Source organism: Sphingobium sp. LB126 (assembly GCF_002795205.1).
GTDB classification, from domain to species: domain Bacteria; phylum Pseudomonadota; class Alphaproteobacteria; order Sphingomonadales; family Sphingomonadaceae; genus Sphingobium; species Sphingobium chungbukense.
Window position 1 is genome coordinate 976,746 of record NZ_NETV01000001.1, and the last position, 25,009, is coordinate 1,001,754.

A 25,009-nucleotide genomic window follows, 5' to 3' on the forward strand; every position below is an offset into this window, starting at 1 on the left:
CGATCCGTCCTAACCCAAACCTCCCGCTCCAGCGAAAGCTCCGCCGTGGCCAATCAAGAACTGGTGATCACCCCCGTCATGTCGAAGGCCGACCGCAAGGCTTTCGTCGATCTGCCCTGGCGGCTCTATGCCAATGATCCCCATTGGGTGCCGCCGCTGAAGGATGAGGTGGTCAGCCTGATCACGCCGGGCAAGAACCCCTTTTTCGGCCATGCCGAGGCGCAATATTTTCTCGCCCGCCGGGGTGACAGGGTGGTCGGACGCGTGTCCGCGCATCTCGATCACCTCGCGCTTTCGCAGCCCGCCGAACAGGGCATGGGGCCGGGCACCGGCAATTTCGGTCTGTTCGAGGCGGAAGATGCCGAAGTCGGCGCAGCGCTGATCGCGACCGCGGAAGGATGGCTGCGGGCCAAGGGGATGACCCGCTCGCTCGGGCCGATCTCGCTGTCGATCTGGGAGGAGCCAGGCCTGCTGATCGAGGGCTTCGACCACAAGCCCACGGTCATGATGGGCCACGCCAAGCCCGAATATCGCGCCATGGTCGAGGGTGCGGGCTATCGGCCGGTCAAGCAGCTCAAGACCTATGAGCTGGACATCACGCAGCAGTTCCCGCCGTTGATCCAGCGTATCGTCCAGTCGGGCGAGAAGAATGCGCGCATCCGCATCCGCAAGGTCGACAAATCGAAATTCGACAGCGAGGCGGCGATCATCCTCGCGATCCTGAACGATGCCTGGGGCAATAATTGGGGCTTCGTGCCGATCACCGACGAAGAGGTCGCGCATTTCGGCAAGCAGTTGAAGCCGATCGTGTTCAACGACCTCATCATGATCGCGGAACTGGAGGGCGAGCCGGTGGCGTTCATGATGACGCTGCCCGATCTCAATGAGGCGATCGCGCCGCTCAACGGCTCGCTCTTCCCCTTCGGCTGGGCGAAGCTGCTCTGGTGGCTGCGCAAGCCCAAGGTGCGCACCATGCGCGTGCCGCTGATGGGCGTGGTGCAACGGCTGCAATCGTCGCGCATGGCGAGCCAGCTCGCCTTCATGATGATCGAATATATCCGCCGCAATGCGACCGCCCATTATGGCGCGACACGGGGCGAGATCGGCTGGGTGCTGGACGACAATCAGGGCATGAACGCCATTGCCGACGCGATCGAGAGCAGGGTGAACAAGGTCTACCAGGTTTACGAGAAGGATTTGTAAGGCCGGGTTCCCTGCCCTGTCGCGTCCGGAAGCGGATTATGGGACCGCCACCTCGACCGCTCCGGCCGCGATCTTGACGGTGACGGGGGTCTTCGCCAGCACTTCGCCATCGATCGAAATCCGCTGCGGCGGCACCGTCTCCAGGCGGAAGGATCGCCCGCGAAACTCCTGCGTATGCGCGTCCCTGTCGCGCAGCTTGAAGAATTTGGCGTACCAGTCCCAGGCGAGCCGTGCGTGGCTGCGGCCCACGACTGCCTGGATGACGATCTCCCCCGTGTCGACGTCAGCCTGATCGGACAGTTCGACCCCGCCATGATAGGGGCCGTTGAGGATGCGCACCTCCGTCGACCACATGCGCCGATCGCCCCGGCCATCGTCGAGCACCAGCCGGAAGGCGCGAAAGCCGATCGAACATTTGACCGCCCAGAGCAGATAGCCGATCCGTCCCAGATAGCGTTTCAACCTGTGCGGCACCGTCTTGCCGATCATCGGCGACAGGCCGAGCGACGCGGCATTCACGAAATAATCCCGGTCGATCATGCCAAGGTCGATCCGCCGCCGACGACCCCCGGCAATGGCCGCCACCGCGCCCTCCAGATCGAGCGGGATGCCCAGGGTCCGGGCAAAGCTGTTCGCCGTGCCGAGCGGCAGGATGCCGAAGACGCAATCCTTGCCCACCAGTTCGTCCACCGTGCCGGACAGCGATCCGTCGCCGCCGCCGACGATCACCATGGGCGCACCTTCCGCAACCGCCCGCCGGACCGTTTCCTGCAGGCGATCCGGATCCTTCACCGCATGGGCCGCGATCAGATGCATGCCGGCCTCTTCCAGCAGGGTTCGGGCATTCTGGAACAGGGCCTCCCCCCGGCGGGAATGGACATTGACGATGAGGACCGCGTCTCGCGGCAGCGCTTCGGGGGCGGGCGATTTCGTTTCCATGCCTCAACAACACGCAAAGCGCCCAGGAGGTCCGAAACCAATCGCGGGCCACGCTCGTTCCCGAAACATGGCCCGTATCGCCCACCTGTCCGACATTCATTTCGGCGCGCATGATCCCAGGATCGTCGCCGCCGCCGAAGCCTGGCTGCAACAGCGCCAGCCCGACCTGGTCGTCATCAGCGGCGACCTGACCCAGCGCGCCCGACGCGACCAGTTCCGGCAGGCCGGCGCATGGATCAACCGGCTGCGCGCCGCAGGCATGAAAATGCTGGTCGTGCCGGGCAATCACGACGTGCCGCTCTATGACCTCGCCCGCCGTTTCGGGGCGCCGCTGCGCCGCTACAAACGCGCCATCAGCAACGACCTCTGTCCCTTTTTCGAAGATGACGAGGTTGCGATGCTGGGCCTCAACACGGCGCGATCCCTGACGATCAAGGGTGGGCGGATCAATCATGACCAGATGCGGCTGCTGCGGGATCGGTTTGCGCATGTGGCGCCGGAAAAGACGCGCATCCTCGTCACCCATCACCCGCTGTTCGCCATGCCGATCGGCCGGGGCAATGAATTGAGCGAAGCCGTCGGGCAGCATGAGGATGCCGTGCGGGCGGCCGCGCAGGCAGGCATCCACATCGCCCTCGCCGGTCATTTCCATCGCACCTATGCGGAGGCGGCGGAGAAGATGGTGGCCCATGCGGGCGGCGCGCTGGTGATCCAGGCGGGAACGGCGACCTCCACCCGGCTGCGCAATGCCGAGCCGCAGAGCTTCAACTGGCTGCATGTCCACCGCCATGACGAGGTCGAATTGCAGGTGGTGGTGTGGGATGGCGCCAGCTTCCAGCGCGGGCACCATGTCGCCTATTTCCGGAAGGACGATGCGTGGATCGGGCAGGATATGGTTGATACCGGGGCCCTGCCTGGCATCAGAATAGCGGAGAAGGCGAGAGGATGAAGGGGTGATTCTTGCCTGTCGCCCATTGTTCCGGCGAACGCCGCGATCTCAGGCGGGAGGGCCAACCTCACGGGATCCCGGCTTTCGCTGGGAGACGGATGGTGTCGACCTCCGCTCATGGCCCATCACGGCCATCGGGGAAGATCAGCCCAGTTCCACCCAGGTCGGCGCGTGATCGCTCGCCTTTTCCCGTCCCCGGAAATCCTTGTCGACCTGCGCGTCGATGAGCCGGTCGGCGGCGGCGGGGCTGAGCAGCAGATGATCGATGCGGAAACCCGCATCGCGCGGCCAGGCGTTCATCTGATAGTCCCAATAGGTCCACACCCCGCCCGCCGGATGGCGCGAAGCGATGGCGTCGGTCCAGCCATCACCCAGCAGGCGACGGTAGGCGGCACGGCTTTCAGGTTGCATCAGCGCGTCGTCGGCCATGGCCTTGACCGAATAGACGTCCCTGTCGCGCGGAATGACATTATAATCGCCTGCGAGGATGGCGGGCACCTCCTCCGCCCAGATTTCAGCGGCACGGTCCCGCAAGCGTTTCATCCAGCGCAGCTTATAGTCGAATTTCGGGCCCGGCTGCGGATTGCCGTTGGGCAGGTAGATGCTGGCGACGCGCAGGCCCTTCACATCGGCTTCGAGATAGCGGCTATGTTCGTCCTCCGGCTCGCCCTCCAGGCCGCGGCGCACCTCCAACGGCGTTTCGCCGCGCGCCAATATGGCGACACCGTTGAACCCTTTCTGCCCATGCCAGATCGCACCATAGCCGATGTCTTCAATGTCCTTGACGGGGAAAGTCTCGTCCGACGTCTTGATTTCCTGAAGGCAGGCAATGTCGGGGCGGGTTTCGTCCAGCCATTCCAGCAGGCGCGGCAGGCGCGCCTTGATCCCGTTGATGTTGAAGGTGGCGATGCGCATCGACGAAATCTCCTTGCGCGCATCCCTAGATAGGTGAGCGGCCCTTCGACAAGGGCCGGATGGATTTTAAATCGAAAAGCTGGTGCCGCAGCCGCAACCGGCGGTGGCGTTGGGGTTGGTCACCTTGAATGCCTTCCCCGCCAGATCGGACACGAAATCGACCGCCGATCCGCGCACCAGGTCGATGCTGACATCGTCGACCACCAGCGTCACGCCGTCGCGCTCGACCGTGACATCATCGGCCTCCACCGCATCGGCCAGGCCGAAACGATATTGGAACCCCGAACAACCGCCCCCCTCGACGGCGAGACGCAGGATCGCGGGCTTGCCCTGCTTGGTGGCGATCTCGGCGACGCGGGCGGCAGCGGAGGGGGTCAGATCGATATCGGTCATGGTGCCTAGATAGGAATAAGCAAAAGCCCCGGCAACCCATCGGCACCGGGGCTTTGAAAAGCGAGATGAAAGCGCCGCTTATTCGTCGGCGGCCTTTTCCTGTGCCTTGGTCGGGCCACCCATGGCGATCGGCGGCTTGGTGTTCATCGCCACCAGATAATCGGGACCGGCGACGAAGGGGATGGGGTTGATCGCCTGGCCGTCGACGCGCACTTCATAGTGAAGATGGCTGCCGGTCGAACGGCCGGTCGAACCCATGAGGCCGATCAACTGGCCACGATGGACATAGCTGTTCGCGGCGACCAGCAGCTTCGACATATGGCCGTAGCGCGTTTCCATGCCGCCGCCATGCGAAATCTGGACCAGATTGCCGTAACCGCTGGCCCATCCGGCGCGGCTGACAATGCCGTCGGCGGTCGCGTAGATCCTGGTGCCGATCGGGCCGGGAATATCGATGCCCTTGTGCATCCGGGCACCGCCGTTGAAGGGATCGGAGCGGACGCCGAAATTGGAGGTCAGGGAGAGTTTCTCGACCGGACGTCCGGAGGGGATGTAATTGGCCGACTTGGCCTGGCCATCGAGCCGCTGAAGGCTGGAGAAGAGGTTGGAAAAGCCGACGTCGGCCGGGCCGAGCGCACTGGTGTTGATTTCCGACGCATCGCCATAGGGATCATCGTCGTCACTCTTCGCCTGGGCCGGGACAGCGGCGCAAAGTGCGCCTGCCATGCCCATCGCGCCGGCAATTTTCAGTGCAGAACGGAACCATCGCGCAGCGCGCGCATTATCAGAATGAAGAACCAACATGCCGACCCCGACTATTGACCGGAGGCTTTGCGCCTCTCGGCTATCCCCACGTTAACCAAAATGCGGCTGATGCCGCCACCCGCTGATCTCAAGAGGACATGTCCCGGCCTATTGTGCAAGCGGCGTGTAAAATTCCCGCGTTAAACCGGCTTGTCGGCGCGCCGAGTCGTTGAACGGAGGCTTCAACGACCCGCGAAAGTGGCGTTTCACAAGGATTTGGTAATGATTTGCGGGGTTCACGCCCAATCGCTTCGTCGCATGGCCGAACCATGTCGTCCCGGCCGCGACATGCCGAATCTCGTCCGTCATAATACGCTGCAACATGCGTGCGGACGTTGCATCCCCTGCCCCTTCGAACCGTTCCATGGTGGCGGGCGTGATGTCGAGGGCGCGCGCCTCCAACACCATGGGCACGATGGCGAGGCGGGCCAGCGCATCATGCGCCGTCTCATCGGCCGCCTGCCAGAGGCCGTCATGGGCGGGGAGCGCGCCGTAGAAACTGCCCAGTTGGCGCAACCGCCGGTCGAGCAGCGCGAAATGCATCGCTTCGTCGGCGCCCACGCGCATCCATTCGTCGGTGAATGCGGGCGGAAATTCGGCGCCGAAACGGCCGATCAGGTCGAAGGCGAGATCGATCGCGACGAATTCGATATGGGCAAGCGCGTGGAGCATCGCGATCCGCGCCCGTTCCGAGCCGATCCTGCCGCGCTTGGGCATCCGGTTGGGCGGCAGCAGTTCGGGCTTTTCCGGCCGGGCCGGGCGATCCGGCATGACCGTGTCGAAGCGGTGCGCCAACCGCCCCAGCCGCCAGTTCCGCGCCACCGCCCGCGCCGCCATCAGCTTGGACAACGGATCGGGCGTCAGCAGCACATGGGCGCAGGCCGCGCCCACATTGTCGAGGGAAACGGGTAGATTCAAAGCGCCCGCCCTGCCTCCAGCACCTCGGCGGCATGACCCTTGACCTTCACCTTGGGCCAGACGCGCAGGATCTTGCCATCGGCGCCGACCAGGAAGGTCGCGCGCTCGATGCCCATATATTTGCGGCCATAGAGCGATTTTTCGACCCAGGTGCCGAATGCCTCGCACATATCGCCCGGTTCGTCCGAGGCGAGCGTGACGGTCAGGCCATATTTTTCGGCGAATTTCTTGAGCCTGGCGGGCTTGTCCTTCGAAATCCCCACGACCGGCACGCCCAATGCCGCGAAATCGGCGCCGAGGGCGGTGAAATCCTTGGCTTCGTTGGTGCAGCCGGGCGTGTCCGCCTTGGGATAGAAATAGACGACCAGCGGCTTGCCCCGGTAACGCGCCAGGGTGAAATCGGCGCCGTCGGCATCCTTCAAGCCCACGTCCGGCACGGTATCGCCCACATCCAGCATCACTTGTCCTCCTCGAAAGGGGCAGCGAGCGCCGCCCATGCGTCGCTGACGCTTTGCCGGGCCTCCGCATAGCTTTCAAGCAGGGCATTCCAGCTTTCGACGCCGCAGGCGCGCGCGACCAGCGGACGGGTGGCTTCGGGCGGCTCGGTCGATTTGGGCGAAACGAGGCGGGACACCACGAGGAAACAGGTGATGAGGTCATGCGCGGCGATCAGTTCGCCCGGCAGATGACCGGCCGCGACCAACTGTTCCAGCGCGGCGCGCAGGTCGGGATCGAAGGCCATATTGTGGCGGAACTGGGTGACGTGGATCAGGAATTCCAGGTCGACGAGGCCGCCCGGCACCAGCTTCACGTCGAGGTCGCCGGCAGGCGGCTTATGTTTGGCGATGTCGCCGCGCATCTTCACCGCATGGCGCGCCAGTTCGTCGAAATCGCGCGGCCGCTCCAGCGTTTCGGTGAGGATCGCGCCCAGCGCGGCCCGCGCCGCATCGGAGCCGAAGACAGGCCGGGCACGGGTGAGCGCCAGATGCTCCCAGGTCCAGGCTTCCTCTCGCTGGTAGCGGGCAAAGCTGTCGAGACTGACAGCGAGCAGGCCCTGCGCGCCCGAGGGCCGGAGGCGGGTGTCGACCTCGTAGAGCGGCCCTGCGGCGGTCGAGACGGAGAGCGCATTGGTGATCCGCTGGCCGAGGCGGTTGAAATATTGCGTCGCGCCCAGGGGCTTGGCCCCATCGGATTCGGTTTCGAAACTGCCGGTGAAGAGATAGACGAGGTCCAGGTCGGACGCATGGGTCAGCACCCCGCCGCCCAGCCTGCCCAGCGCCAGTATCACCATCTCGCCGCCCGGCACCTTGCCATGGGCGCGTTCGAACTCCGCGACGGTGGCCGCGCTCAGCGCCTCGATCGCGGCTTCGGCGACGCGCGAATAGCCCCGCCCCGCCTCCAGCGGATCGCCGCCGCGGATGATCTGTGCGCCCAGGGCAAAGCGGCGGTCGTTCACCCTCTGCCGCACCCGGTCGAGCAGGGCCTGATAATCCTCCCCCTCCTCCAGCCGGGCGAACTGCTGGGCCAGCACGGCCACGCAGGGCGGCGGGTCGAAGGCGGAGGTGTCGATCAGGCCGTCGAGCAGTTCCGCCCGCCGTCCCAGCGCATCGGCCAAAGTCGGCGCATGGCTCAGCAATTCCGCCAGCAGTTCGACAAGGCCCGGCCGCGCCGCCAGCAGCTTGAAGAAGTTGATCGCGCTCGGCAGCCGTCCGATCAGGTCGTCCAGCCGGTTGAGCGCGCGCGCCGGATCGGGCGCCGCCGCCAGCGTGCGCATCAGCCCCGGCAGCAATTCCTCCAGCGCCTCCCGTGACGGCCCGCTGCGCAGCGCCCGGATCGTGCCGGAGCGCCAGCGCGTGATCCTGGCAAGGGGCGTGTCCGGGTCGGCAAAGCCGATGCCGGCAAGCTGCGCCTTCAACCGATCCTCGTCATGGGACAGCGATTCATCGGCCGCGGCCGGGGTCAGCCGATCATAATTGCTTCCCACCCACTGGACATGCGGGCGAAGCAGGTCGAGCAGCGCCGCGCCGTCCGCCAGCCCATGGAGCCGCGCGACATTGTCCATCGCCTCCACCGATTTGGGCAGTTCATGGGTCTGCCGGTCCTCGACCATTTGCAGGCGATGCTCGATCGTGCGGAAGAGGACATAGGCCTCGTCCAGCTTCGCGGTCACTTCAGGTTCGAACACGCCCGCCGCCGCGAGCGCGCGCAGAGCCTCCCGCGTATTGCCCGACCGCAGCGAGGGATCGCGCCCGCCATGGATGAGCTGATGCACCTGCGCGAAGAATTCGACCTCCCTTATGCCGCCGCGCCCGCGTTTCAGGTCGTATCCCGGTCCGAAGGCCTGCCCCTGCGAATAATGGTCGCGGATGCGCCGGGAAATGTCGGTGATCGCGTCGATCGCGCCGAAATCCAGGCTCCGCCGCCAGACGAAGGGGCGGATCGCCTGCATGAAATAATCGCCCAGCGCGATATCGCCCGCCGCCGGACGCGCGCGGATGAACGCCGCCTGCTCCCAGCCGAGGGCGGTCGATTCATAATAGCCGATCGCCGCCTCCACCGGCAGGGCGATGGGGGTCGCCTCCGGGGATGGCCGCAGGCGCAAGTCGACGCGGAACACATAGCCGTCGCCGTCGCGGGCATTCAGCAATTCGCTGACCCGCCGCCCGATCCTGACGGCTGCGTCGGCCGGGTCTTCCCGCTCGCCATGGGGCAGGGTCCTGGGATCGTAAAGCAGGATCGGATCGATATCGGAGGAATAATTCAGCTCGCGGCTACCATGTTTGCCGAGCGCCAGCACGACGAAACCGCGGTTTTCCGCATCGGGATAACGCTCCGCCATGGCTGCGGCCAACGCCACCTCCAGCGCCTGGTCGGCAAAGTCGGACAAGGTGCGCGTCACGCGGTCGACGTCCCAGGCCCCCGCCAGATCGGCCGCCGCCGTCACCAGCGCCACCGCGCCGCGCCTGCGCCTCAAGGAACGGGCGACGCCGTCGTCGGGCGCGGCAACCTGTTGCGCGGCGGCCCATGCTCCCTCGAAATCCCCATTTTCCAGCAGTCCGGCCACATCCGGAAAACGATCCATCTGCCGCGCCAGAAAAGGCGAATGCGCCCGCATCCTTGCCGCAGCCGCCAAACCGTCCGTCACCCTAACTCTCCCATAATGGAGCGGATATTGCGTGCGTTTACGACGAACGCCAGAAACTTTTCGCGGCTTTGGCGGTTATTTGGGCATGGAAATGCAACGTAAGCCCCTCAGCCGGTCGGCGAGCATTCAGGATGGCGCGATCCGCCGCGTCCTGAATATCGGCGTGCCGCAGCCCTATGAAGGCATCGGCAATGCGTTGCGTTCCACCTTCAACGCGGCGCGGGATTCGGTCCCTGACGACATGCTGGACCTGCTCGCGAAGCTCGACCGGCATTAGATTCGGTCCCCTTTTTGGCACCCGGACGTGATCGGGGGTGGCGGGGAAGGCGCATCGCGTCAAAATTGGCGAAGGCGGTGGCGGGCCCCGTCCACCCGATCAGCACTTTATTTACCCGCCCGGTTTAAGATCGCGCATCTTCCGGGGGAAGCACGACCATGATCTACAAGGCATTTGCCGCCATAACCCTCATCGCAGCCCCCATCATCGTGCTGACGGTACAGAGTTTCGTGCCGGGCCAGCCGGCAGCATCAGCGCCCATGGGGGCAGCACCGGCCGCAGGCATCGCGCCCATCGCTGCGCCGGTCCAGCCTGGCCCGCCTCCGCCGCCGGCGGTCAGCGATGCGGGCACGGCATCCTTCGGCCAGCCCATGCCGGACGCGGGAAAGCCGTTCCTCGCGCCCGGAGCCGGTCTGCCCGCCGCCGGTCTGCCCGCCGCTTCGGCAACGGAAGCGGCGCCAGGCGAAAACGCGGAGCAACAGGACGGGGCGCCGCAATAAGGACGCCTTATACTCCCTTGAACGTATCGCACTGGGCAGGGTCGCCACTGTCCAGCCCCCTGCGCAGCCAGGTCATCCGCTGTTCGCTGGTGCCATGGGTGAAACTTTCCGGCACGGGGCGCCGACCGGCCGCCTTTTGCAGCGTGTCGTCGCCGATCGCCTGTGCCGCCTTCATCCCCTCCTCCAGGTCGCCCGGCTCCATCAGGCCCGTGCGCTTGGCCCACACGCCGGCATAGCAGTCCGCCTGCAATTCCACCCGCACCTGCAACGCATTGCCCTCGTCCTCGCTGACCGCGCGCTGCCGCTTGTTCACCTGACCCAAGGTGCCTTCCAGATCCTGCACATGATGGCCGACCTCATGCGCGATCACATAGGCCTGGGCGAAATCGCCCGGCGCGCCGAAGCGCTGCTGGAGTTCGGTGAAGAAATCCGTGTCGAGATACACTTTCTGGTCGTTGGGGCAGTAGAAGGGGCCCATGGCGCTCTGCGCCGCGCCGCAGCCCGATGCGCCGTTCTGCGAATAGAAGGACAGGACCGTCGGCCGATATTGCTGCCCGGCCTGCTGGAACGCCTGGCCCCAGACCCGCTCGGTCGATCCCAGCACCTTCAACGACCAATGCTGGATGTCGCTGAGCTTGGACGCGTCGCGACTCACCTCCCCGCTCTGTGGTCCGCCCTGGGGCATCTGGCCGCCGCCGTTCATCAGGCTGAGCGGATTGACGCCCATCACCGCCAGGACGATCAGCACGACGACGATTCCGCCGCATCCGAAACGGTTGCCGATCAGCGGTAACAGCAGGCCCAGCCCACCGCCGAGCCCACCGCCCATGCCGCCGCCGCGGCCGTCCTGCACCTCGAAATTCGTGCTTTCCCGTTCGTCGTCCAGCCGCATCTCGTCCCTCTCTTTCCTCGCCCTGCCTAATCCATTCGGCCGCTGGTGGGAACGTCCCGGATGCATCGAGGGTTGCGGGACGTGATGGTCCATGAACAAGTTGTCACGAGACATTCCGTTGGAATGCCGAAGCAGAATTCTATATTGCACTGCGACATGGCCGATACCGAACCCCAACCGCGCCACCGCGCCAATACGCCCCTGCCCCTACCCCGCGAAGTCGCGCTGTTGTTGCAGGGCGGCGGCGCGCTCGGATCGTTCCAGGCAGGCGTCTATCAGCGACTCGACGCGCTGGGAGTCGACATAAGCTGGGTCGCGGGGATTTCCATCGGCGCGGTCAATGCCGCGATCATCGCGGGCAACCCGCCGCACAAGCGGATCGGCCGGCTGAAGAAATTCTGGCTCACCGTCTCGGGCGGCATGCCCAATATCGTGCTGCCGGAAATCGACCATATCCGCGAGGCCGCCCATCTGATGGCGGCGGGCACCGTCGCGACATTCGGCGTGCCGGGCATGTTCCGCCCGCGTCTGTGGCCCGCGCCGTTGATGCCCGAAGGCACGACGGGGGCGATCAGCTTCTACGACAGCGCGCCGCTGAAGGACACGCTGGACGCCTGCGTCGACTGGGACCTGCTGAATGACGGGCCGGTACGGCTGTCGGTGGGCGCTGTCGACGTGGAAAGCGGCAATTTCGCCTATTGGGACACGCGCGGGCGCGGCGGCAACACCCGGATCGACGCGCGACACATCATGGCGTCGGGCGCCCTGCCCCCCGGCCTGCCGCCGATCGAGATCGACGGGCGCTGGTATTGGGACGGCGGCATCGTGTCCAATACGCCGCTGGCCCATGTGCTGGACCACCAGACCGAGGACATGCTGGTGTTCCAGGTCGACCTGTTCCCCGCCGAGGGACCGATGCCGCGGCAGATGACCGACGTCTATTCCCGCACCAAGGATATTCAATATTCCAGCCGTACCCGGCAAGTGACGGACCAGTATCTGCGGCTACGCAAGGAGCATAAGGCGATCCGCGCGCTGCTCGACAAATTGCCGCCCGAATTGCAGGACGATGCCGATGCCCAGCGGCTGCGCCAGTTCCTGGATACGGGATCGGTCAATATCGTCCACCTCATCTACCGCAGCCGCGCCTGGGAAAGCGGCGCGCGCGACTTCGAATTTTCCCGTTCCACCATGCTGGATCACTGGACCCAGGGCCGCGACGCGGTGGAGGAAGTGATGCACAAGGGCGACCTCATCGCCCGCAACATCGTCAACGGGAAAAGCTCGACTTTCGACCTCGACGCCCCCGACCATCTCAAGGAGAAGCAGGCATGAGCCAATCGGATTCCGGTAAATCTTTGGCCGGCAAGACCGCCCTCATCACCGGATCGACCTCCGGCATCGGCCTTGCCTATGCCAAGGCGCTGGCGGGCGAAGGCGCCCATGTCGTGATCAACGGCTTTGGCGATGCGGACGCGATCGAGAAGGAACGGCTGGGGCTGGAGGCGTTGAGCGGGGCGAAGGCGCTTTACAGCGGCCATGACCTCACCCAAACCGACCAGATCGAGGCGATGATGCAGGAAGCCGCCCATGCCTTTGGCGGCGTCGACATCCTCATCAACAATGCGGGCATGCAGCATGTCGCCCCGGTCGAGGAATTCCCGGTCGACAAGTGGAACCTCATCATCGCGCTCAATCTCAACAGCGCCTTCCACACCTCCCGCCTCGCCATTCCCTATATGAAGGAGAAGAAGTGGGGGCGGATCATCCAGACCGCTTCGGCGCATTCCCTGACCGCATCGCCGTTCAAGAGCGCCTATGTGACGGCGAAACATGGGTTGGCGGGGTTCACCAAGACCTTGGCGCTGGAACTGGCGACCTTCGGCATCACGGCGAACTGCATTTCACCAGGTTATGTCTGGACGCCGCTGGTGGAGAACCAGATTCCCGACACGATGAAGGCGCGCGGGATGACGCGCGAGCAGGTGATGAACGACGTACTGCTCGCCGGGCAGCCGACCAAGCAGTTCGTGACCGTGGAGCAGGTGGCATCGATGGCGATGTACCTGTGCAGCGATGCCGCCGCCAACATCACCGGCGCCAATATGAGCATCGATGGCGGCTGGACCGCGCAATGAGGTGAAGGCTGCGGGCGACGGCGCAATGCCCCTCGCCCGCAGCCTTCCTATCCTTCGATCTATAGCCGAGGCGGAATGTTGGTCCGCTGTTCGCCGGTTTATCCTCCTGCGCCTGACGCGCTCTTGGAGGGACCGCATATGACTGGCCGGATCATGCTTCTGATCACCGCGGCTTGCCTGATCCAGCCGGGCATCGCTCTGGCCAAGGCGGGAGACCCCATCCCCAACAGCTATATCTGCACCTTCAAGCCCGGTCCGATCAGCAGCGGATCGGAGGCACGCATATCGGTCGCGGCCGTCGGCGGCCGGGTCACCCATGTCTACAGCCATGCGCTGAACGGGTTCGCGGCGCATCTGCCCGCCGCCGCCGTGCAGAAGATGATGGCAAAGAACCCGCTGATCCAAAGCTGCCAGCAGGATCGGGTCGCCACCATCCCGCCGACCATAATCGAAAGCGTCATCAGCCGCGGCGGTCCAGTCGGGGGAGGAGGCGGATCGACCCAGACGACACCCTGGGGAGTCAAGCGGGTCGGAGGACCAGTCAATTATGCCGGCAGCAATGTGGTATGGATCATCGACACAGGGATCGACCTCTCCCATCCCGATCTCGCCGTCGATGTGGACAGAAGTATCAGCTATGTCCCCGGTGCATCCAACGCGAATGACGGCAATGGCCATGGCACCCATGTCGCCGGTATCATCGCCGCGAAGAATAATGGCACAGGCGTCGTGGGCGTCGCTGCCGGAGCCACGGTGGTCGCGGTTCAAGTGCTGGATTCGACCGGATCAGGGGCCGATGCCGACGTTGTAAGCGGTATCGATTATGCCACCGCCAACGGCAAGGCGGGCGACGTCATCAACCTGAGCCTCATCACATCGCCCATGCCCGCCATGGACCTGGCGGTGACCGGTGCTGCCAGCAAAGGGATATTCGTGGCCATTGCGGCCGGCAACAGTTCGGTCAACGCGGCCGATTATTCGCCGGCGCGCGTCAACGGCACCGGAATCTACACGCTGGCTGCGACCGACAGCAAAGATATATTCGCCCGCTATTCCAACTATGGGAAGCCGCCCGTCGATTATGCCGAACCGGGCAGTTCGATCCTGTCGACCTACAAAAACGGAAGCTACGCCACGCTGTCAGGAACGTCGATGGCCGCGCCGCACATGGCGGGAATCCTTCTGCTGAATGGCGCCAACGGCCCCTCTGCCAGCGGCGTGGCCCAGCGCGATCCCGATCCCGCCGCCAGCTATTCCATCGGCGCGCGATAAGGGACGAGGTCGCCTTGCACAGCGAGAAGCCCTCTTAAAACCCAGAGAAAATCTCCCTATGGTCGGCGCCAGTTCAGGGAGAATATAGCGATGCGTCATGTGTTGACGGCCATATTGGCCGCCGCCAGCCTTACCTCCATTGCCCCCGCACAGCCAGCGCCGCCCGCGCCACCTGCCGCCGCCCCGCCGCCCAATGAAATCGCGGCGACCATCGCGAAGGACATGGACGGGCTGATGGCGCTTTATCGCGACCTTCACGCCAATCCCGAACTGTCGGAACAGGAAAGCGCCACCGCCGCCAAGCTCGCCCGGCGCCTGAAGGCCATGAAGTTCGAGGTCACCGACAGGGTCGGCGGCACCGGCGTCGTCGCGGTGATGAAGAACGGGTCCGGTCCGGTGCTGCTGATCCGCGCCGATATGGATGGCCTGCCCGTCACCGAGCAGACGGGCCTCGAATTCGCCTCCAAGGTCAGGGCCAGGACTGCCGAGGGCACCGAGACCGGTGTGATGCATGCCTGCGGCCACGACACGCACATGACGGCCTTCATCGAAACGGCGCGGCTGCTGTCGTCGATGAAGGACAAGTGGAAGGGCACGCTGGTCATGATCCTCCAGCCCGCCGAGGAAGTGGGGCGCGGCGCCCGGCTGATGCTGGAGGATGGGCTCTACACCCGCTTCCCGCGACCGACCCACGCCATCGCCTTCCATGACGCCGCCAATCTGGAAGCCGGGAAGATCGGCTATACGCCCGGCTTCGCGCTCGCCAATGTGGACAGTGTCGACCTGCTGGTGCGCGGCGCGGGTGGCCATGGTGCCTATCCGCAGGGGACGCGCGATCCGATCGTGCTGGGCGCGAGGATCGTGACGTCGCTGCAAACGCTGGTCAGCCGGGAACAGGACCCGTTCGATCCCGCCGTGGTCACCGTCGGCAGCTTCATGGGCGGCACCAAGCATAATATCATTCCCGACGACGCGAAATTGCTGCTGACCGTGCGCAGCTATTCGGACGCAACGCGCGAAAAGCTGATCCGGGGCATAGAGCGTATCGCCAGGGGCGAAGCCATTGCGGCCGGCATTCCCGACAACAGGATGCCGGTGGTGTCCGTGAAGGACGAATTCACGCCTTCCACCTACAACCCGCCGGCCTTTGCCCTCCAGATGGCGGACGTGCTGAAGGCCCATTTCCCTGCGGATAGGGTCAGCGAAACCCGGCCGTCCATGGCTGGCGAGGATTTCGGCCGCTATTACCGCGCCGACAAGAGCATAGAGAGCTTCATATTCTGGGTCGGCGGCGTGCCGGCGGACCAGATGGCCAAGGCGGCGGCGGGCGAAATCAGCCTGCCGACCCTGCACAGCCCGTTCTGGGCACCCCAGGCCGACAAGGTCATTGCCACGGCCAGTGAGGCCATGACGATATTGGCGATGAGCATATTGAAGCGGGATTGAGAGGGCGCGGCGCTGCACTTTCTAGACCGGCCGGTGTCCCTTGCGCCATTTGGTGAACAAATGCCGCGCCAGCAATCCGGGCGGCATCCGCAGCCAGTGGGAACGGACATAGAAGGCGAAACGGAGCGGTTTGCGCCGTTCTCGCCCCCAGCCATCGCGCGCCAGCAGCCGGGCCGCAACGATCCGGTCCCAGAAGCTCAGCCTTGCGCCCTCACCATAGAGCGCCGCCGCCAGCCGCCTTGCCTGTCCGACATGGGCCGCAAGGCCGTGCCGTGCCGCGCGCGCCTCCAGCGCGGAGGGATCGATCCCGTCGAGCAGGCAAACTATGTCCCAGAGATTGCGCAGCCCCCCGGCCAGATCGCCGTCGGCCAGCAGATGCGCCGCCGCATGGCAGATCCTGTCCTCCGGGGAGAGCATGTATAAGCCTTTGGCAATGGGAACCGCATCCGCGATCATCGCCGCCATGTCCGGTGCCTGCCGCGCGGTCAGGGGCAGGATGCTGTGGTGCACGTCGATCATCCGGTCGCGGCCTGCGTGGATCATCGGTGGCAGTTCGTGCATCCATTGCCGGTAATAGGCGTCGTCATAGGGATCGTCCTTCACCCATTCCCAGCCCGCGCGGAGCAGGGCATGTTCGACCTGCTCCATGGCCTCGCGCGGCACCAATATGTCGAGATCGCCGATGAAGCGTCCCTGCCCGGCCCGCAGCCCCGCCGCCGCATAGGCCGTGCCCTTGAGCAGCAGGACCGGCACGTCGATGCCCGCAAGCGCCTCTGTCGCGCGATCCGCCTCCCACAGCGCCTGCCGCGCCTCCCGTTCGGCGTCGAGCCGCGCATCGTCGAGGATCTGCCGTACCGCGTCAGGCACCCGCCGGTCGCCGATCCGCAGGGCCAGGGTGCCGACCAGCCGTTCCGCCCGCGCCATGGCGATCAGGCCGTTCCAGCCGCCCGCGTCCAGCGCAGTGACGACATCGGGATCGCGCAAGGCGCGCACGAGCCCTCGCGCGCTCATCCGCATTCCTTCCACAGCCGTTCGACCAGGGCGACGGCCTCATTCCCCGACGGGAAGTCGATGGCGCGCGCGGGCACATCTGCGACGAAACGGGTCAGCGCCGTGAAACCCGGCTCGCCCAGCGCGACATAATTGGTCGACGCCTGGGTCAGCCGCATGAAGACCTCGCCCTGTCCCACGGCGCGGACATCGGCCGCATGGCCGAACCGGGGGAACAGCAGCAGCGCGGGCTTGGCGCCCTCCCCCATGCGGCCGATCGCATCGCGGTTGGGAACGAGGTGGCGAATATCGCCCTTGGCCGTCCCCGCGAGCAGCGGCCCCATACGCCGTTGGGGTGTTTCCGCCGCCAGCACGTCGATCGCGCGATTCTTGAGCGAGACGAGGCGGGGAAAGGGAAAGACCGCGCCCGTATCCAGATCGAGCAACGCGAATTCGTCGCCCATCAGCCGCCATCCCCGCTCGCCCAGTTGCGCGGCCAGGGTGGACTTGCCGGAACCGGATTCGCCGGTCATCACCAGGGCCCGCCCGTCCTTCTCGACGCTGGAGGCGTGGAGCAGCAGATGCCGCCGCCATCCCAGCGCCATTTGCAGGTTCATCCCCATTTCCGCCGCCAGCAGCCCATGGGCAAGGCTCATCGGCGCGGCATCGGCCAGGCCGTGATCGCCGGTGATGAAGATGGAAGGCCGCAGCCAGCGCCGGAACGGGCCCGCCGGTTCCAGCCGCACGGTGAAATCGGCGACCCCGTCCACCGGCGCGGGATAATCGGCATAGAGCGCCGCCAGCGCCTCGACCGGGCGGCGCCATGCCGATCCGATCCGGAAGGTCGCCGGACCGATCCTGAGGGACAGCGCATGGTTCACGCGATCCGCACCAATCCCAATTCCGTCAGTTCGGCGAGATGCGCCTCGACCTGCGGTCCTGCCTCCTCCGCCGCGCCCAGGTCGTAGAGCGAGGCCAGTTGCCCAAGCACCTCATCTGCCGTCAGCGCCGCTCCGCCGTCCAGCGTCGCCAAAATCTCCGGCACCGGGCTGATCACCATATGGGTCTGCCCGGAAGGCCGGTGATAGAGCAGCACCATGTCCTCCAACACGCAGGACGTGATGGCATCCGGGCTGTCCTGGCAATAGCGGCGGGGCATGGTCACGAGCCTCAAGCATGGGAAGGTCGCGCCATCCTTAGAGCAAAGGCGTAGCCAAGTGCCTAACGCGTCAGGCCATTTTGCGTGATACCGTTCCATTGAGGACCATTGGGCGGCACCAGTCGGGCGAAGGCCCGCAAATAGGCGTCGAGGGCGCGTTCGGCACCATGTTCCCGCACCGCCTCACCCAGGCGGGCCGGCGAAACCGGATGCGCCAGCGCCCAGAGGATGGCATCGGCAAAGGCCGCCGCATTCCCCACCGGCACCGGTGCATGCTGTCCCGCCGCCGCCAGCACCGAATGGATATTGGGCGTGGAATCCGTCGCCACCACGCCGGTCCCGCAACCCAGCGCCTCGATCAGCGTCGCGACCAGTCCCTCCCAACGGGACGGCTGGAGCAACAGGTCCGCCCCTGCCATCAGCGTGCCTAATCTTGCCGGATCGCCGATGAAGCCATGAAATTCGACCCGCCCGGCGATGTCGAGTTGCTCGCACAGAGCCGCCAGATCGCGGCGCAAAGGCCCCTGCCCCACGATATCGAGCCGCCAGTCGACATGTTTCAGCCGGGCCAGCGCATGAAGCGCCGTCGCCTGATCCTTCTGCTCGGCCAACCGCCCGACCATCAGCAATCGCCAGGGCGCCCCCTTCTGCCTCGGCTCGCGATCCTGCCGCAGCCGTTCCAATAAAGGGGTGACGGTGGGACGCGGCAGCAACGTCACCCGGCGCCCCGCCAGAGGCCCGGCCCGGGCCAGCGTCAACCGGTCCGCCTCCCCCATCACGATCGTCATCGCGCTGGCCCTGGCGATAGCGCGAAAGCGGGTGCGCCTGATCCAGGCCGACAGGCCGCGCTGGTTGGGACGGACGATCGGGTTGGAAATACGGCCGACCGCCCGCGTCGCCGTACCCATTGCGGCGAGCGCGCACAGCATGTTGCTCTGATTGCCCGCCGAATAGAGGATGTCGGGACGGCGCCGCCGCACCATCGCCGCCAGCGCCGGGAATTGCGCGATCATCGACAGCCGCCGGTTGAAAGGGGGAGCGGGCAGGCAGCGCACGGTCAGGCCGGGGTCGATCATATCGGCCGCCGGTCCGTCCGTCCGCGTCATCCACAGTTCGACGTCGAGGCCGCTTTTCCACAGATGATTGGCAAGCAGGATCGCCACCCGATCCAGGCCGCCATCGCTGGGTTCGTAAAGATAGATCGCAACCGAATGATATTGCGTCACCCGATGGGGTGCATGAAACATGAGGTCGCCCTTGTTGCGCCGTATCGGGAAGTTGAACTCACGACGCCGTCAACGCAGGCATTCCGTAAAAGTTCGTTGGCCGTAAAAGTTCGTTGGCCGTAAAAGTTCACTGGCCGCAAAAAGTTCGCTGGCCTTAAAAATTCCGCTGGGGAATCGCGCCGTCGTTCAGCGCGGCATTTGCAACGATGCGTAGCAGGTAAAGCCGCTCGTCCCGGACTGGAGGCGGCGGATATAGTTCAGATAGGCCTGATTCTGTTCATAGCCCGTGCCCGGCAAACGACCGCCGCGCATCGCCTGTTTCACCTGCTCGCCCGTATAACCCCGTCCGGCTCCGGGGAAAGCACCCTGCGTGCCCGCCGGCACGACCTGCCCATTGGGCGCGATATAATTGCCCGAACGCCCCTGGTCCGGCACCGGGATCGTACAGTTGAGCACCGAAGCGGCCGTATTCGCCAGCGCCGGGCGGATCGAGACGATGGCCGAAGCCGCCACCGCCCCACCCATCAGCAACTGGCGGCGCGAAGGCGCGGCCAGGTCGAGCCCGTCTTCGTCCGGCTCCGGATTGTCCTGATGAGGCAGTGACTCGCTCATGTCATACTGATCCGCTATCGCGCTTGCCAAAATGTAAAAACTGCACGCTATTGCGACAGCCTTTTGCAGCAAATGCGCCGAATATCCAGCGTGGTAACCATGAATCGCCTCAACAGCTCCCAAATCACCGCTTCCCTGGCGGTCCTCCTGCTGGCGACAGGGGGCGCGCTGATGATCGGTGCGGGGCCGATCGAGATCATCCTGCCCGTGCTGGCGGGGCTGGTGGTGCTCGTCATCGCGGCGGGGGGGCAGGACCGGCCGGACGAAATACCCGCGGCGGTCGCGGAAATGCCGGACATCATCGCCCACCCCGATGCCCGCGGCCTGCTGGAGGGCATATCCGATCCGCTGATGCTGATCGAGCGCGGACGGATCATCTGCGCCAATCGTGCGGCGCAACGCCTGCTCGGTGCGCATATCGAGGGGGAGGACGCGCGGATCGCCATCCGCCACCCCGCCGCCGCCGAACGGCTTGCCAGCCTCGCGCCGATGGCGGAGCCGGTGATGGTCGAACTGGTGGGCCTGGGCAGTCGCGAACAGCGCTGGCAGATGCGGATCGCACCGGTCGGGGAACCTGAGCAGGTCAGGCGGCTGGTCCATCTGGCCGATCATAGCGGCGCCCATGCGGCCGAGAAGATGCGCGTCGATTTCGTCGCCAATGCAAGCCACGAACTGCGCACGCCGCTGGCCGGGATATTGGGCTTCATCGAGACGCTGGCCGACCCGGAACTGGGCCGGGACGAGGAGACCCGCCAGCGCTTCCTGAAGATCATGGACGGCGAGGCCCGGCGGATGCAGCGGCTGATCGACGACCTCATCTCCCTCTCCCGCATCGAAGCGGAGAAATATCGCGCGCCCGACAGCGCCGTCGACCTGTCCGGCCTCGTGGCCGAGGTGGTCGGCGTGTTCCGCACCAGCCATGGCGAACGCGGCCGCGAGGTCCAGATGGAGATCGCGCCCGACCTGCCCGACGTGCAGGGCGACCGGGCGCAACTGTCGCAACTGCTGCACAATCTGATCGGCAATTCGGTCAAATATGGCCGCGCCGGAACGCCGATCCGCGTCGCGCTGGCGGACGGGCCCAGCGGCATGCTGCGCCTTTGCGTCGCGGACGAGGGCGAAGGCATCGGCCCCGATCATCTGCCGCGCCTGACCGAGCGTTTCTATCGCGTCGATTCCGGGCGCAGCCGCGCGGTGGGCGGCACGGGCCTGGGTCTCGCCATCGTCAAGCATATAGTGGAGCGGCATCGCGGGCGGCTCGACATTGCCAGCGTGCTGGGCAAGGGCACCACCATCACCATTCTGCTGCCCCGCATGGTCGTCGAAGAAAAAGCCGTGGCGGCAAGGGCTTGATGAAAAATATAGGACGACGGATCGCGCTTCCGGCGCCATTGTCATAAAAGTGCAATCAGATTGTCACAAAGGCGCGACGTACCGCGGCTACGGCGCATGCCCAGAGGGGGCAGCGAGAAGCGAATCGCGGCCTTTGGACGAAGGAGATTACCCGTGAAGCGTATCGCACTGCTCGCCGCGACCACTGCGGCTGCACTTACCCTCGCTGGCTGCGGCCAGCAGTCCGGCGGCGCGGCCGGCGGCACGCGCGACCAGATCCGCGCGGTCGGTTCCTCGACCGTCTATCCCTTCGCCACCGCGATCGCGGAAATGTTCGTTCAGGGCAATGCCGGCATGAAGTCGCCGATCATCGAATCGACCGGCACCGGCGGCGGCATGAAGCTGTTCTGCGCGGGCGTCGGCGCGCAGCATCCCGATATTGCGGACGCATCGCGCCGGATGAAGAAGAAGGAATATGAGGACTGCCAGAAGAATGGCGTCAAGGACATCGTCGAAATCCAGATCGGCGTCGACGGCCTGGCCTTTGCCGAATCGAACAAGGGTCCCGGCTTCAAGCTGACGCCCAAGATCGTCTATGAGGCGCTGGCCGCCAACCCCTATGGCAAGGGTCCGAACAAGGCCCAGACCTGGAAGGATGTCGACCCCAGCCTGCCCGCCACCGCCATCTCCGTCTTCGGCCCGCCGTCCACCAGCGGCACGCGCGACTCGCTCGCCGAACTGATCCTGACCAAGGGCTGCGAGACCGACCCGGCGATGGAAGCGCTCAAGAAGAAGAGCGAGGACGAGTTCAAGGCGACCTGCACCCGCATCCGCGAGGACGGCAAATATGTCGACTCGGGCGAGAACGACAATCTGATCGTCCAGAAGCTGGCCGCCAACCCCAATGCGCTGGGCGTGTTCGGCTTCAGCTATCTCGAAGAGAATAAGGACACGCTGAAGGACGTACCGATCAACGGCGTCGAGGCGAGCTATGAAACAGTGTCGACCGGCACCTATCCGGGTGCCCGTCCGCTCTACATCTACGTCAAGAAGGCGCATATGCAGGCGATCCCCGGTCTTCAGGCCTATCTCAACACCTTCGCGGCGAACTGGGACCCCAATGGCGCGCTGACCAAGCGCGGCATGGTCGCGGCGCCCGAAGCCGTCCGCAAGGCCAGCGCCGAAGCGGTCAAGTCGCTGCCCGTCCTCGACGGTTCGCAGCTCAAGTAAGACGGGAAATATGACAGGTCCTGCAATCCTCCTGCTGCTGGCAGGCCTTGGCGCCATCGCCTGGGTCAGCGCCCGCGCCCGTGCGATGCGGCTGCAAACCGCCGCGCGGGCTTCGGGCCGCCGCGATGCCGTGCATAGCCTGCCGGGCTATCATGGCTGGTATGTCGCGCTCTGGACGCTGGTGCCCGCCGGCATCTTCCTGGCGGTCTGGGCGAATGTCGCGCCCGGCCTCGTCATGCAGGACGTGCTGAGCAGCCCGGCAGCGCAGAGCCTGCCCGCCGACGATTTCTCGCGCTCGGCCGTTCTGGGCGAGGCGCGGGCGATTGCGACGGGGAACCAGGCGGGGGCGTTCAACCCGCTCTCGCAGGGCCTTGTCGAACCCTATAAGGACGCCATCGGCAAATATGGCATAGCGGGCGCAGCCCTTGCGCTGGTGCTGGCCTTTGCCGGTGGCGCTTATGCCTTCACCCGCGTCCGCCCCGATTTCCGGGCGCGCACGCGGGTCGAACGGCTGGTGATGGCGACGTTGCTGATCGCATCGCTGCTCGCGATCATCACGACCTTGGGCATCGTCGCCTCGCTGCTGTGGGAAAGCTTCCGCTTCTTCTCCATGGTCAGCCCCGTGGATTTCCTGTTCGGCGTGAAGTGGAGCCCCCAGTCGGCGGCGCTCGGCTATGGCAATGACGATGCCTTCGGCGCCGTGCCGCTCTTCTGGGGCACGATCTTTATCGGCGCGATCATCGCCATGGTCGTCGCCATCCCGCTCGGCCTGATGAGCGCCATCTACCTGACGCAATATGCCAGCCCGACCGTGCGCAAGTGGATGAAGCCCACGCTGGAGATGCTGGCGGGCGTGCCGACGGTGGTCTACGGCTATTTCGCGGCGCTCACCATCGCCCCTGCCCTGCGCGACTTCGCGGTGAAGATCGGCATCCATGGCGCCTCCTCCGAAAGCGCGCTGGCGGCGGGTCTGGTGATGGGCGTGATGATCATCCCCTTCGTCTCCTCCATGGCCGACGACAGCATCGCCGCCGTGCCGCAGTCGATGCGCGACGGCAGCCTGGCGATGGGCGCCACCACCAGCGAGACGATCCGTCGCGTGCTGATCCCCGCGGCCCTGCCCGGCGTGGTCGGCGGCGTGCTGCTGGCGGTCAGCCGTGCCATCGGTGAGACGATGATCGTGGTGATGGCGGCGGGTCTGGCCGCCAACCTCACCCTCAACCCCTTTGCCAGCGTGACGACGGTGACGACGCAGATCGTCCAGTTGCTGACCGGCGACCAGGAATTCGACAGCGCCAAGACGCTGGCGGCCTTTGCCCTGGGGCTGGTGCTGTTCATCGTCACGCTGCTGCTCAACATCGTGGCCCTGCGGGTCGTGAAGAAATATCGCGAGGCTTACGAATGACCGCGACACGCAACCCCACCGACTGGAGGTCGGACGCGATGCGCAGGCGGATCGCCCGGCGCTACGCCGCCGAGCGTCGGTTCAAGCTGGCAGGGCTCCTCGCCGTGCTGCTGTCGGCGGCTTTCCTGGCTTTCCTGCTCGTCACCATGATGGGCAACGGCCTTCGCGGTTTCACCCGGACGGAAATTGCGGTGAAGGTGGACTTCCCCGCGTCCCCGCTCCTGCTCGATCCCAACGCGATCACCGATCAGGCGCTGGCCAACGCCAATCTGCCGATGGTGACGGGCGAGGTCGTGAAGAAGGCACTCGGCGCGGATGCCGAGGAGTGGGTGTCCCCCACCGCCTGGACCGCGCTGCGCGATGCGATCAAGGCCGATCCGAAGATTCTCTCGCGCACCGAAACGGTCAGGCTGCCCGCCTCGACCGCCATCGACCTCGCCGCCAAGGGCAAGGGTTCCTCCGAAGCCGAAGCGGCGGTCGATCGCCTGAACAAGGCCGGCGTGCTGTCGACCGGCTTCAACATGGGCTTCCTGACGGCCAGCGACGGCACCGATCCGACGCAGGTCGGCATCTGGGGCGCGTTCAAGGGATCGTTGCTGACGATGCTGGTGACGCTGGCGCTCAGCTTCCCGGTGGGGGTCGCGACCGCCGTTTACCTTGAGGAATATGCGCGCAAGAACTGGATGACCGACATCATCGAAGTGTCGATCAACAATCTCGCCGCCGTCCCTTCCATCATCTTCGGCCTGCTCGGCCTGTCGATCTTCCTCAATGTCCTGCACCTGCCCCGTTCGGCCTCGCTGGTCGGCGGCATGACGCTGGCGCTGATGACCATGCCGGTCATCGTCATCGCGGGCCGCAACGCCATCAAGTCGGTGCCGCCCAGCATCCGCGACGCCGCGCTCGGCATCGGGGCGTCCCCCGTGCAGGTGGTGTTCCACCATGTGCTGCCGCTGGCCCTGCCCGGCATCCTCACCGGCACCATCATCGGCATGGCCCGCGCCCTGGGCGAGACGGCGCCGCTGCTGATGATCGGCATGCGCGCCTTCATCGCCACGCCGCCGGGCGGGATCGTCGATCCGGCGACCGTGCTGCCGGTACAGATCTTCCTCTGGTCCGACGAAGTGTCCAAGGGCTTCGTCGAGAAAACCTCCGCCGCCATCATCGTCCTGCTGATCTTCCTGCTCGCGATGAACGGCCTCGCCATCTACCTGCGCAACAAGTTCGAAAGGCGGTGGTAACCGCGATGACTGCGATGATCCAA

The 25,009-nt window shown here is 65.5% G+C and carries 25 protein-coding genes; 12 read left to right on the forward strand and 13 right to left on the reverse strand.

Features of this window, described 5'->3' with window-relative positions:
• Nucleotides 1–45: 45 nt before the first annotated feature.
• Nucleotides 46–1,203 (forward strand): N-acetyltransferase, encoded by a 1,158-nt coding sequence (locus CAF53_RS04725; protein WP_100237462.1) that lies wholly within the window; start codon nt 46–48, stop codon nt 1,201–1,203.
• A 36-nt stretch (nt 1,204–1,239) separates the two neighbouring features.
• Here CAF53_RS04725 and CAF53_RS04730 read toward each other — a convergent pair whose 3' ends face one another.
• Nucleotides 1,240–2,142 carry a diacylglycerol kinase family protein gene (locus tag CAF53_RS04730; protein WP_100237463.1) on the reverse strand — a complete coding sequence of 301 codons (903 nt, stop codon included), beginning with the start codon at nt 2,140–2,142 and terminating at the stop codon, nt 1,240–1,242.
• A gap of 67 nt (nt 2,143–2,209) precedes the next feature.
• On the opposite strand from CAF53_RS04730, the gene CAF53_RS04735 reads away from it, so the two are divergent.
• Nucleotides 2,210–3,091, forward strand: a complete 882-nt coding sequence (locus tag CAF53_RS04735; protein ID WP_100237464.1) for a metallophosphoesterase — start codon at nt 2,210–2,212, stop codon at nt 3,089–3,091.
• Nucleotides 3,092–3,235: 144 nt separating this feature from the next.
• Here the strand turns inward: CAF53_RS04735 and xth are convergent, their stop codons facing one another.
• The 6 genes from xth to CAF53_RS04765 all read right to left on the reverse strand — a co-directional run bounded on the left by xth (nt 3,236) and on the right by CAF53_RS04765 (nt 9,266).
• A complete protein-coding gene (xth, locus tag CAF53_RS04740; protein ID WP_100237465.1) occupies nt 3,236–4,006 on the reverse strand; it encodes an exodeoxyribonuclease III in 771 nt (256 codons plus the stop codon).
• Nucleotides 4,007–4,072: 66 nt separating this feature from the next.
• Nucleotides 4,073–4,399 (reverse strand): iron-sulfur cluster insertion protein ErpA, encoded by a 327-nt coding sequence (erpA, locus tag CAF53_RS04745; RefSeq protein WP_046764828.1) that lies wholly within the window; start codon nt 4,397–4,399, stop codon nt 4,073–4,075.
• A 78-nt stretch (nt 4,400–4,477) separates the two neighbouring features.
• Nucleotides 4,478–5,203, reverse strand: coding sequence for a M23 family metallopeptidase (locus tag CAF53_RS04750; protein WP_347337857.1), 726 nt, complete (start codon nt 5,201–5,203; stop codon nt 4,478–4,480).
• A 108-nt stretch (nt 5,204–5,311) separates the two neighbouring features.
• Nucleotides 5,312–6,121 carry a ferritin-like domain-containing protein gene (locus CAF53_RS04755; RefSeq protein WP_100237466.1) on the reverse strand — a complete coding sequence of 270 codons (810 nt, stop codon included), beginning with the start codon at nt 6,119–6,121 and terminating at the stop codon, nt 5,312–5,314.
• Entirely contained in the window at nt 6,118–6,579 is a 462-nt protein-coding gene (gene bcp, locus CAF53_RS04760) for a thioredoxin-dependent thiol peroxidase (protein ID WP_046764831.1), read from the reverse strand. Before bcp ends, CAF53_RS04755 begins: the two co-directional genes overlap by 4 nt.
• Nucleotides 6,579–9,266 (reverse strand): bifunctional [glutamine synthetase] adenylyltransferase/[glutamine synthetase]-adenylyl-L-tyrosine phosphorylase, encoded by a 2,688-nt coding sequence (locus CAF53_RS04765; protein WP_100237467.1) that lies wholly within the window; start codon nt 9,264–9,266, stop codon nt 6,579–6,581. Before CAF53_RS04765 ends, bcp begins: the two co-directional genes overlap by 1 nt.
• 85 nt (nt 9,267–9,351) lie before the next feature.
• Between CAF53_RS04765 and CAF53_RS04770 the strand changes: the two genes are divergently transcribed.
• Nucleotides 9,352–9,543 carry a hypothetical protein gene (locus tag CAF53_RS04770; RefSeq protein ID WP_046764833.1) on the forward strand — a complete coding sequence of 64 codons (192 nt, stop codon included), beginning with the start codon at nt 9,352–9,354 and terminating at the stop codon, nt 9,541–9,543.
• A 158-nt stretch (nt 9,544–9,701) separates the two neighbouring features.
• Complete coding sequence (locus CAF53_RS04775; protein ID WP_100237468.1) at nt 9,702–10,043, forward strand: hypothetical protein; 342 nt, start codon at nt 9,702–9,704, stop codon at nt 10,041–10,043.
• A gap of 7 nt (nt 10,044–10,050) precedes the next feature.
• On the opposite strand, the gene CAF53_RS04780 is transcribed toward CAF53_RS04775, so the two are convergent.
• On the reverse strand, nt 10,051–10,935 hold the full coding sequence (locus tag CAF53_RS04780) for a neutral zinc metallopeptidase (protein ID WP_100237469.1): 885 nt from the start codon (nt 10,933–10,935) through the stop codon (nt 10,051–10,053).
• Nucleotides 10,936–11,091: 156 nt separating this feature from the next.
• Between CAF53_RS04780 and CAF53_RS04785 the strand changes: the two genes are divergently transcribed.
• The 4 genes from CAF53_RS04785 (at nt 11,092) to CAF53_RS04800 (ending at nt 15,791) form a co-directional block, all read left to right on the forward strand.
• Nucleotides 11,092–12,270, forward strand: a complete 1,179-nt coding sequence (locus CAF53_RS04785) for a DUF3734 domain-containing protein (protein WP_046764836.1) — start codon at nt 11,092–11,094, stop codon at nt 12,268–12,270.
• The gene (locus CAF53_RS04790; protein WP_100237470.1) at nt 12,267–13,073 is read left to right on the forward strand and encodes a 3-hydroxybutyrate dehydrogenase; all 807 of its coding nucleotides are present in this window, start codon (nt 12,267–12,269) and stop codon (nt 13,071–13,073) included. Before CAF53_RS04785 ends, CAF53_RS04790 begins: the two co-directional genes overlap by 4 nt.
• Before the next feature lie 138 nt (nt 13,074–13,211).
• Nucleotides 13,212–14,345 (forward strand): S8 family serine peptidase, encoded by a 1,134-nt coding sequence (locus CAF53_RS04795; protein ID WP_242443384.1) that lies wholly within the window; start codon nt 13,212–13,214, stop codon nt 14,343–14,345.
• A 90-nt stretch (nt 14,346–14,435) separates the two neighbouring features.
• On the forward strand, nt 14,436–15,791 hold the full coding sequence (locus CAF53_RS04800) for an amidohydrolase (RefSeq protein ID WP_100237471.1): 1,356 nt from the start codon (nt 14,436–14,438) through the stop codon (nt 15,789–15,791).
• 21 nt (nt 15,792–15,812) lie between these two features.
• On the opposite strand, the gene CAF53_RS04805 is transcribed toward CAF53_RS04800, so the two are convergent.
• The 5 genes from CAF53_RS04805 to CAF53_RS04825 form a co-directional block, all read right to left on the reverse strand.
• On the reverse strand, nt 15,813–16,802 hold the full coding sequence (locus tag CAF53_RS04805) for a nucleotidyltransferase family protein (protein ID WP_100237472.1): 990 nt from the start codon (nt 16,800–16,802) through the stop codon (nt 15,813–15,815).
• Complete coding sequence (locus CAF53_RS04810) at nt 16,799–17,662, reverse strand: HprK-related kinase A (RefSeq protein WP_100237473.1); 864 nt, start codon at nt 17,660–17,662, stop codon at nt 16,799–16,801. Before CAF53_RS04810 ends, CAF53_RS04805 begins: the two co-directional genes overlap by 4 nt.
• Nucleotides 17,659–17,940 (reverse strand): HPr-rel-A system PqqD family peptide chaperone, encoded by a 282-nt coding sequence (locus CAF53_RS04815; RefSeq protein ID WP_046764841.1) that lies wholly within the window; start codon nt 17,938–17,940, stop codon nt 17,659–17,661. The genes CAF53_RS04810 and CAF53_RS04815 overlap by 4 nt, the downstream gene beginning before the upstream one ends.
• A gap of 62 nt (nt 17,941–18,002) precedes the next feature.
• The gene (locus tag CAF53_RS04820) at nt 18,003–19,187 is read right to left on the reverse strand and encodes a glycosyltransferase (RefSeq protein WP_100237474.1); all 1,185 of its coding nucleotides are present in this window, start codon (nt 19,185–19,187) and stop codon (nt 18,003–18,005) included.
• A gap of 165 nt (nt 19,188–19,352) precedes the next feature.
• The gene (locus tag CAF53_RS04825; RefSeq protein WP_100237475.1) at nt 19,353–19,778 is read right to left on the reverse strand and encodes a hypothetical protein; all 426 of its coding nucleotides are present in this window, start codon (nt 19,776–19,778) and stop codon (nt 19,353–19,355) included.
• A 99-nt stretch (nt 19,779–19,877) separates the two neighbouring features.
• Between CAF53_RS04825 and CAF53_RS04830 the strand changes: the two genes are divergently transcribed.
• From CAF53_RS04830 to pstA, 4 genes are all read left to right on the forward strand, one after another.
• Entirely contained in the window at nt 19,878–21,131 is a 1,254-nt protein-coding gene (locus CAF53_RS04830) for an ATP-binding protein (protein WP_046764844.1), read from the forward strand.
• Between the two features lie 153 nt (nt 21,132–21,284).
• A complete protein-coding gene (locus CAF53_RS04835; protein WP_046764845.1) occupies nt 21,285–22,340 on the forward strand; it encodes a substrate-binding domain-containing protein in 1,056 nt (351 codons plus the stop codon).
• Nucleotides 22,341–22,350: 10 nt separating this feature from the next.
• On the forward strand, nt 22,351–23,745 hold the full coding sequence (gene pstC, locus CAF53_RS04840; RefSeq protein ID WP_046764846.1) for a phosphate ABC transporter permease subunit PstC: 1,395 nt from the start codon (nt 22,351–22,353) through the stop codon (nt 23,743–23,745).
• Entirely contained in the window at nt 23,742–24,986 is a 1,245-nt protein-coding gene (pstA, locus tag CAF53_RS04845) for a phosphate ABC transporter permease PstA (RefSeq protein WP_046764847.1), read from the forward strand. Before pstC ends, pstA begins: the two co-directional genes overlap by 4 nt.
• The last annotated feature ends 23 nt before the right edge of the window (nt 24,987–25,009 follow it).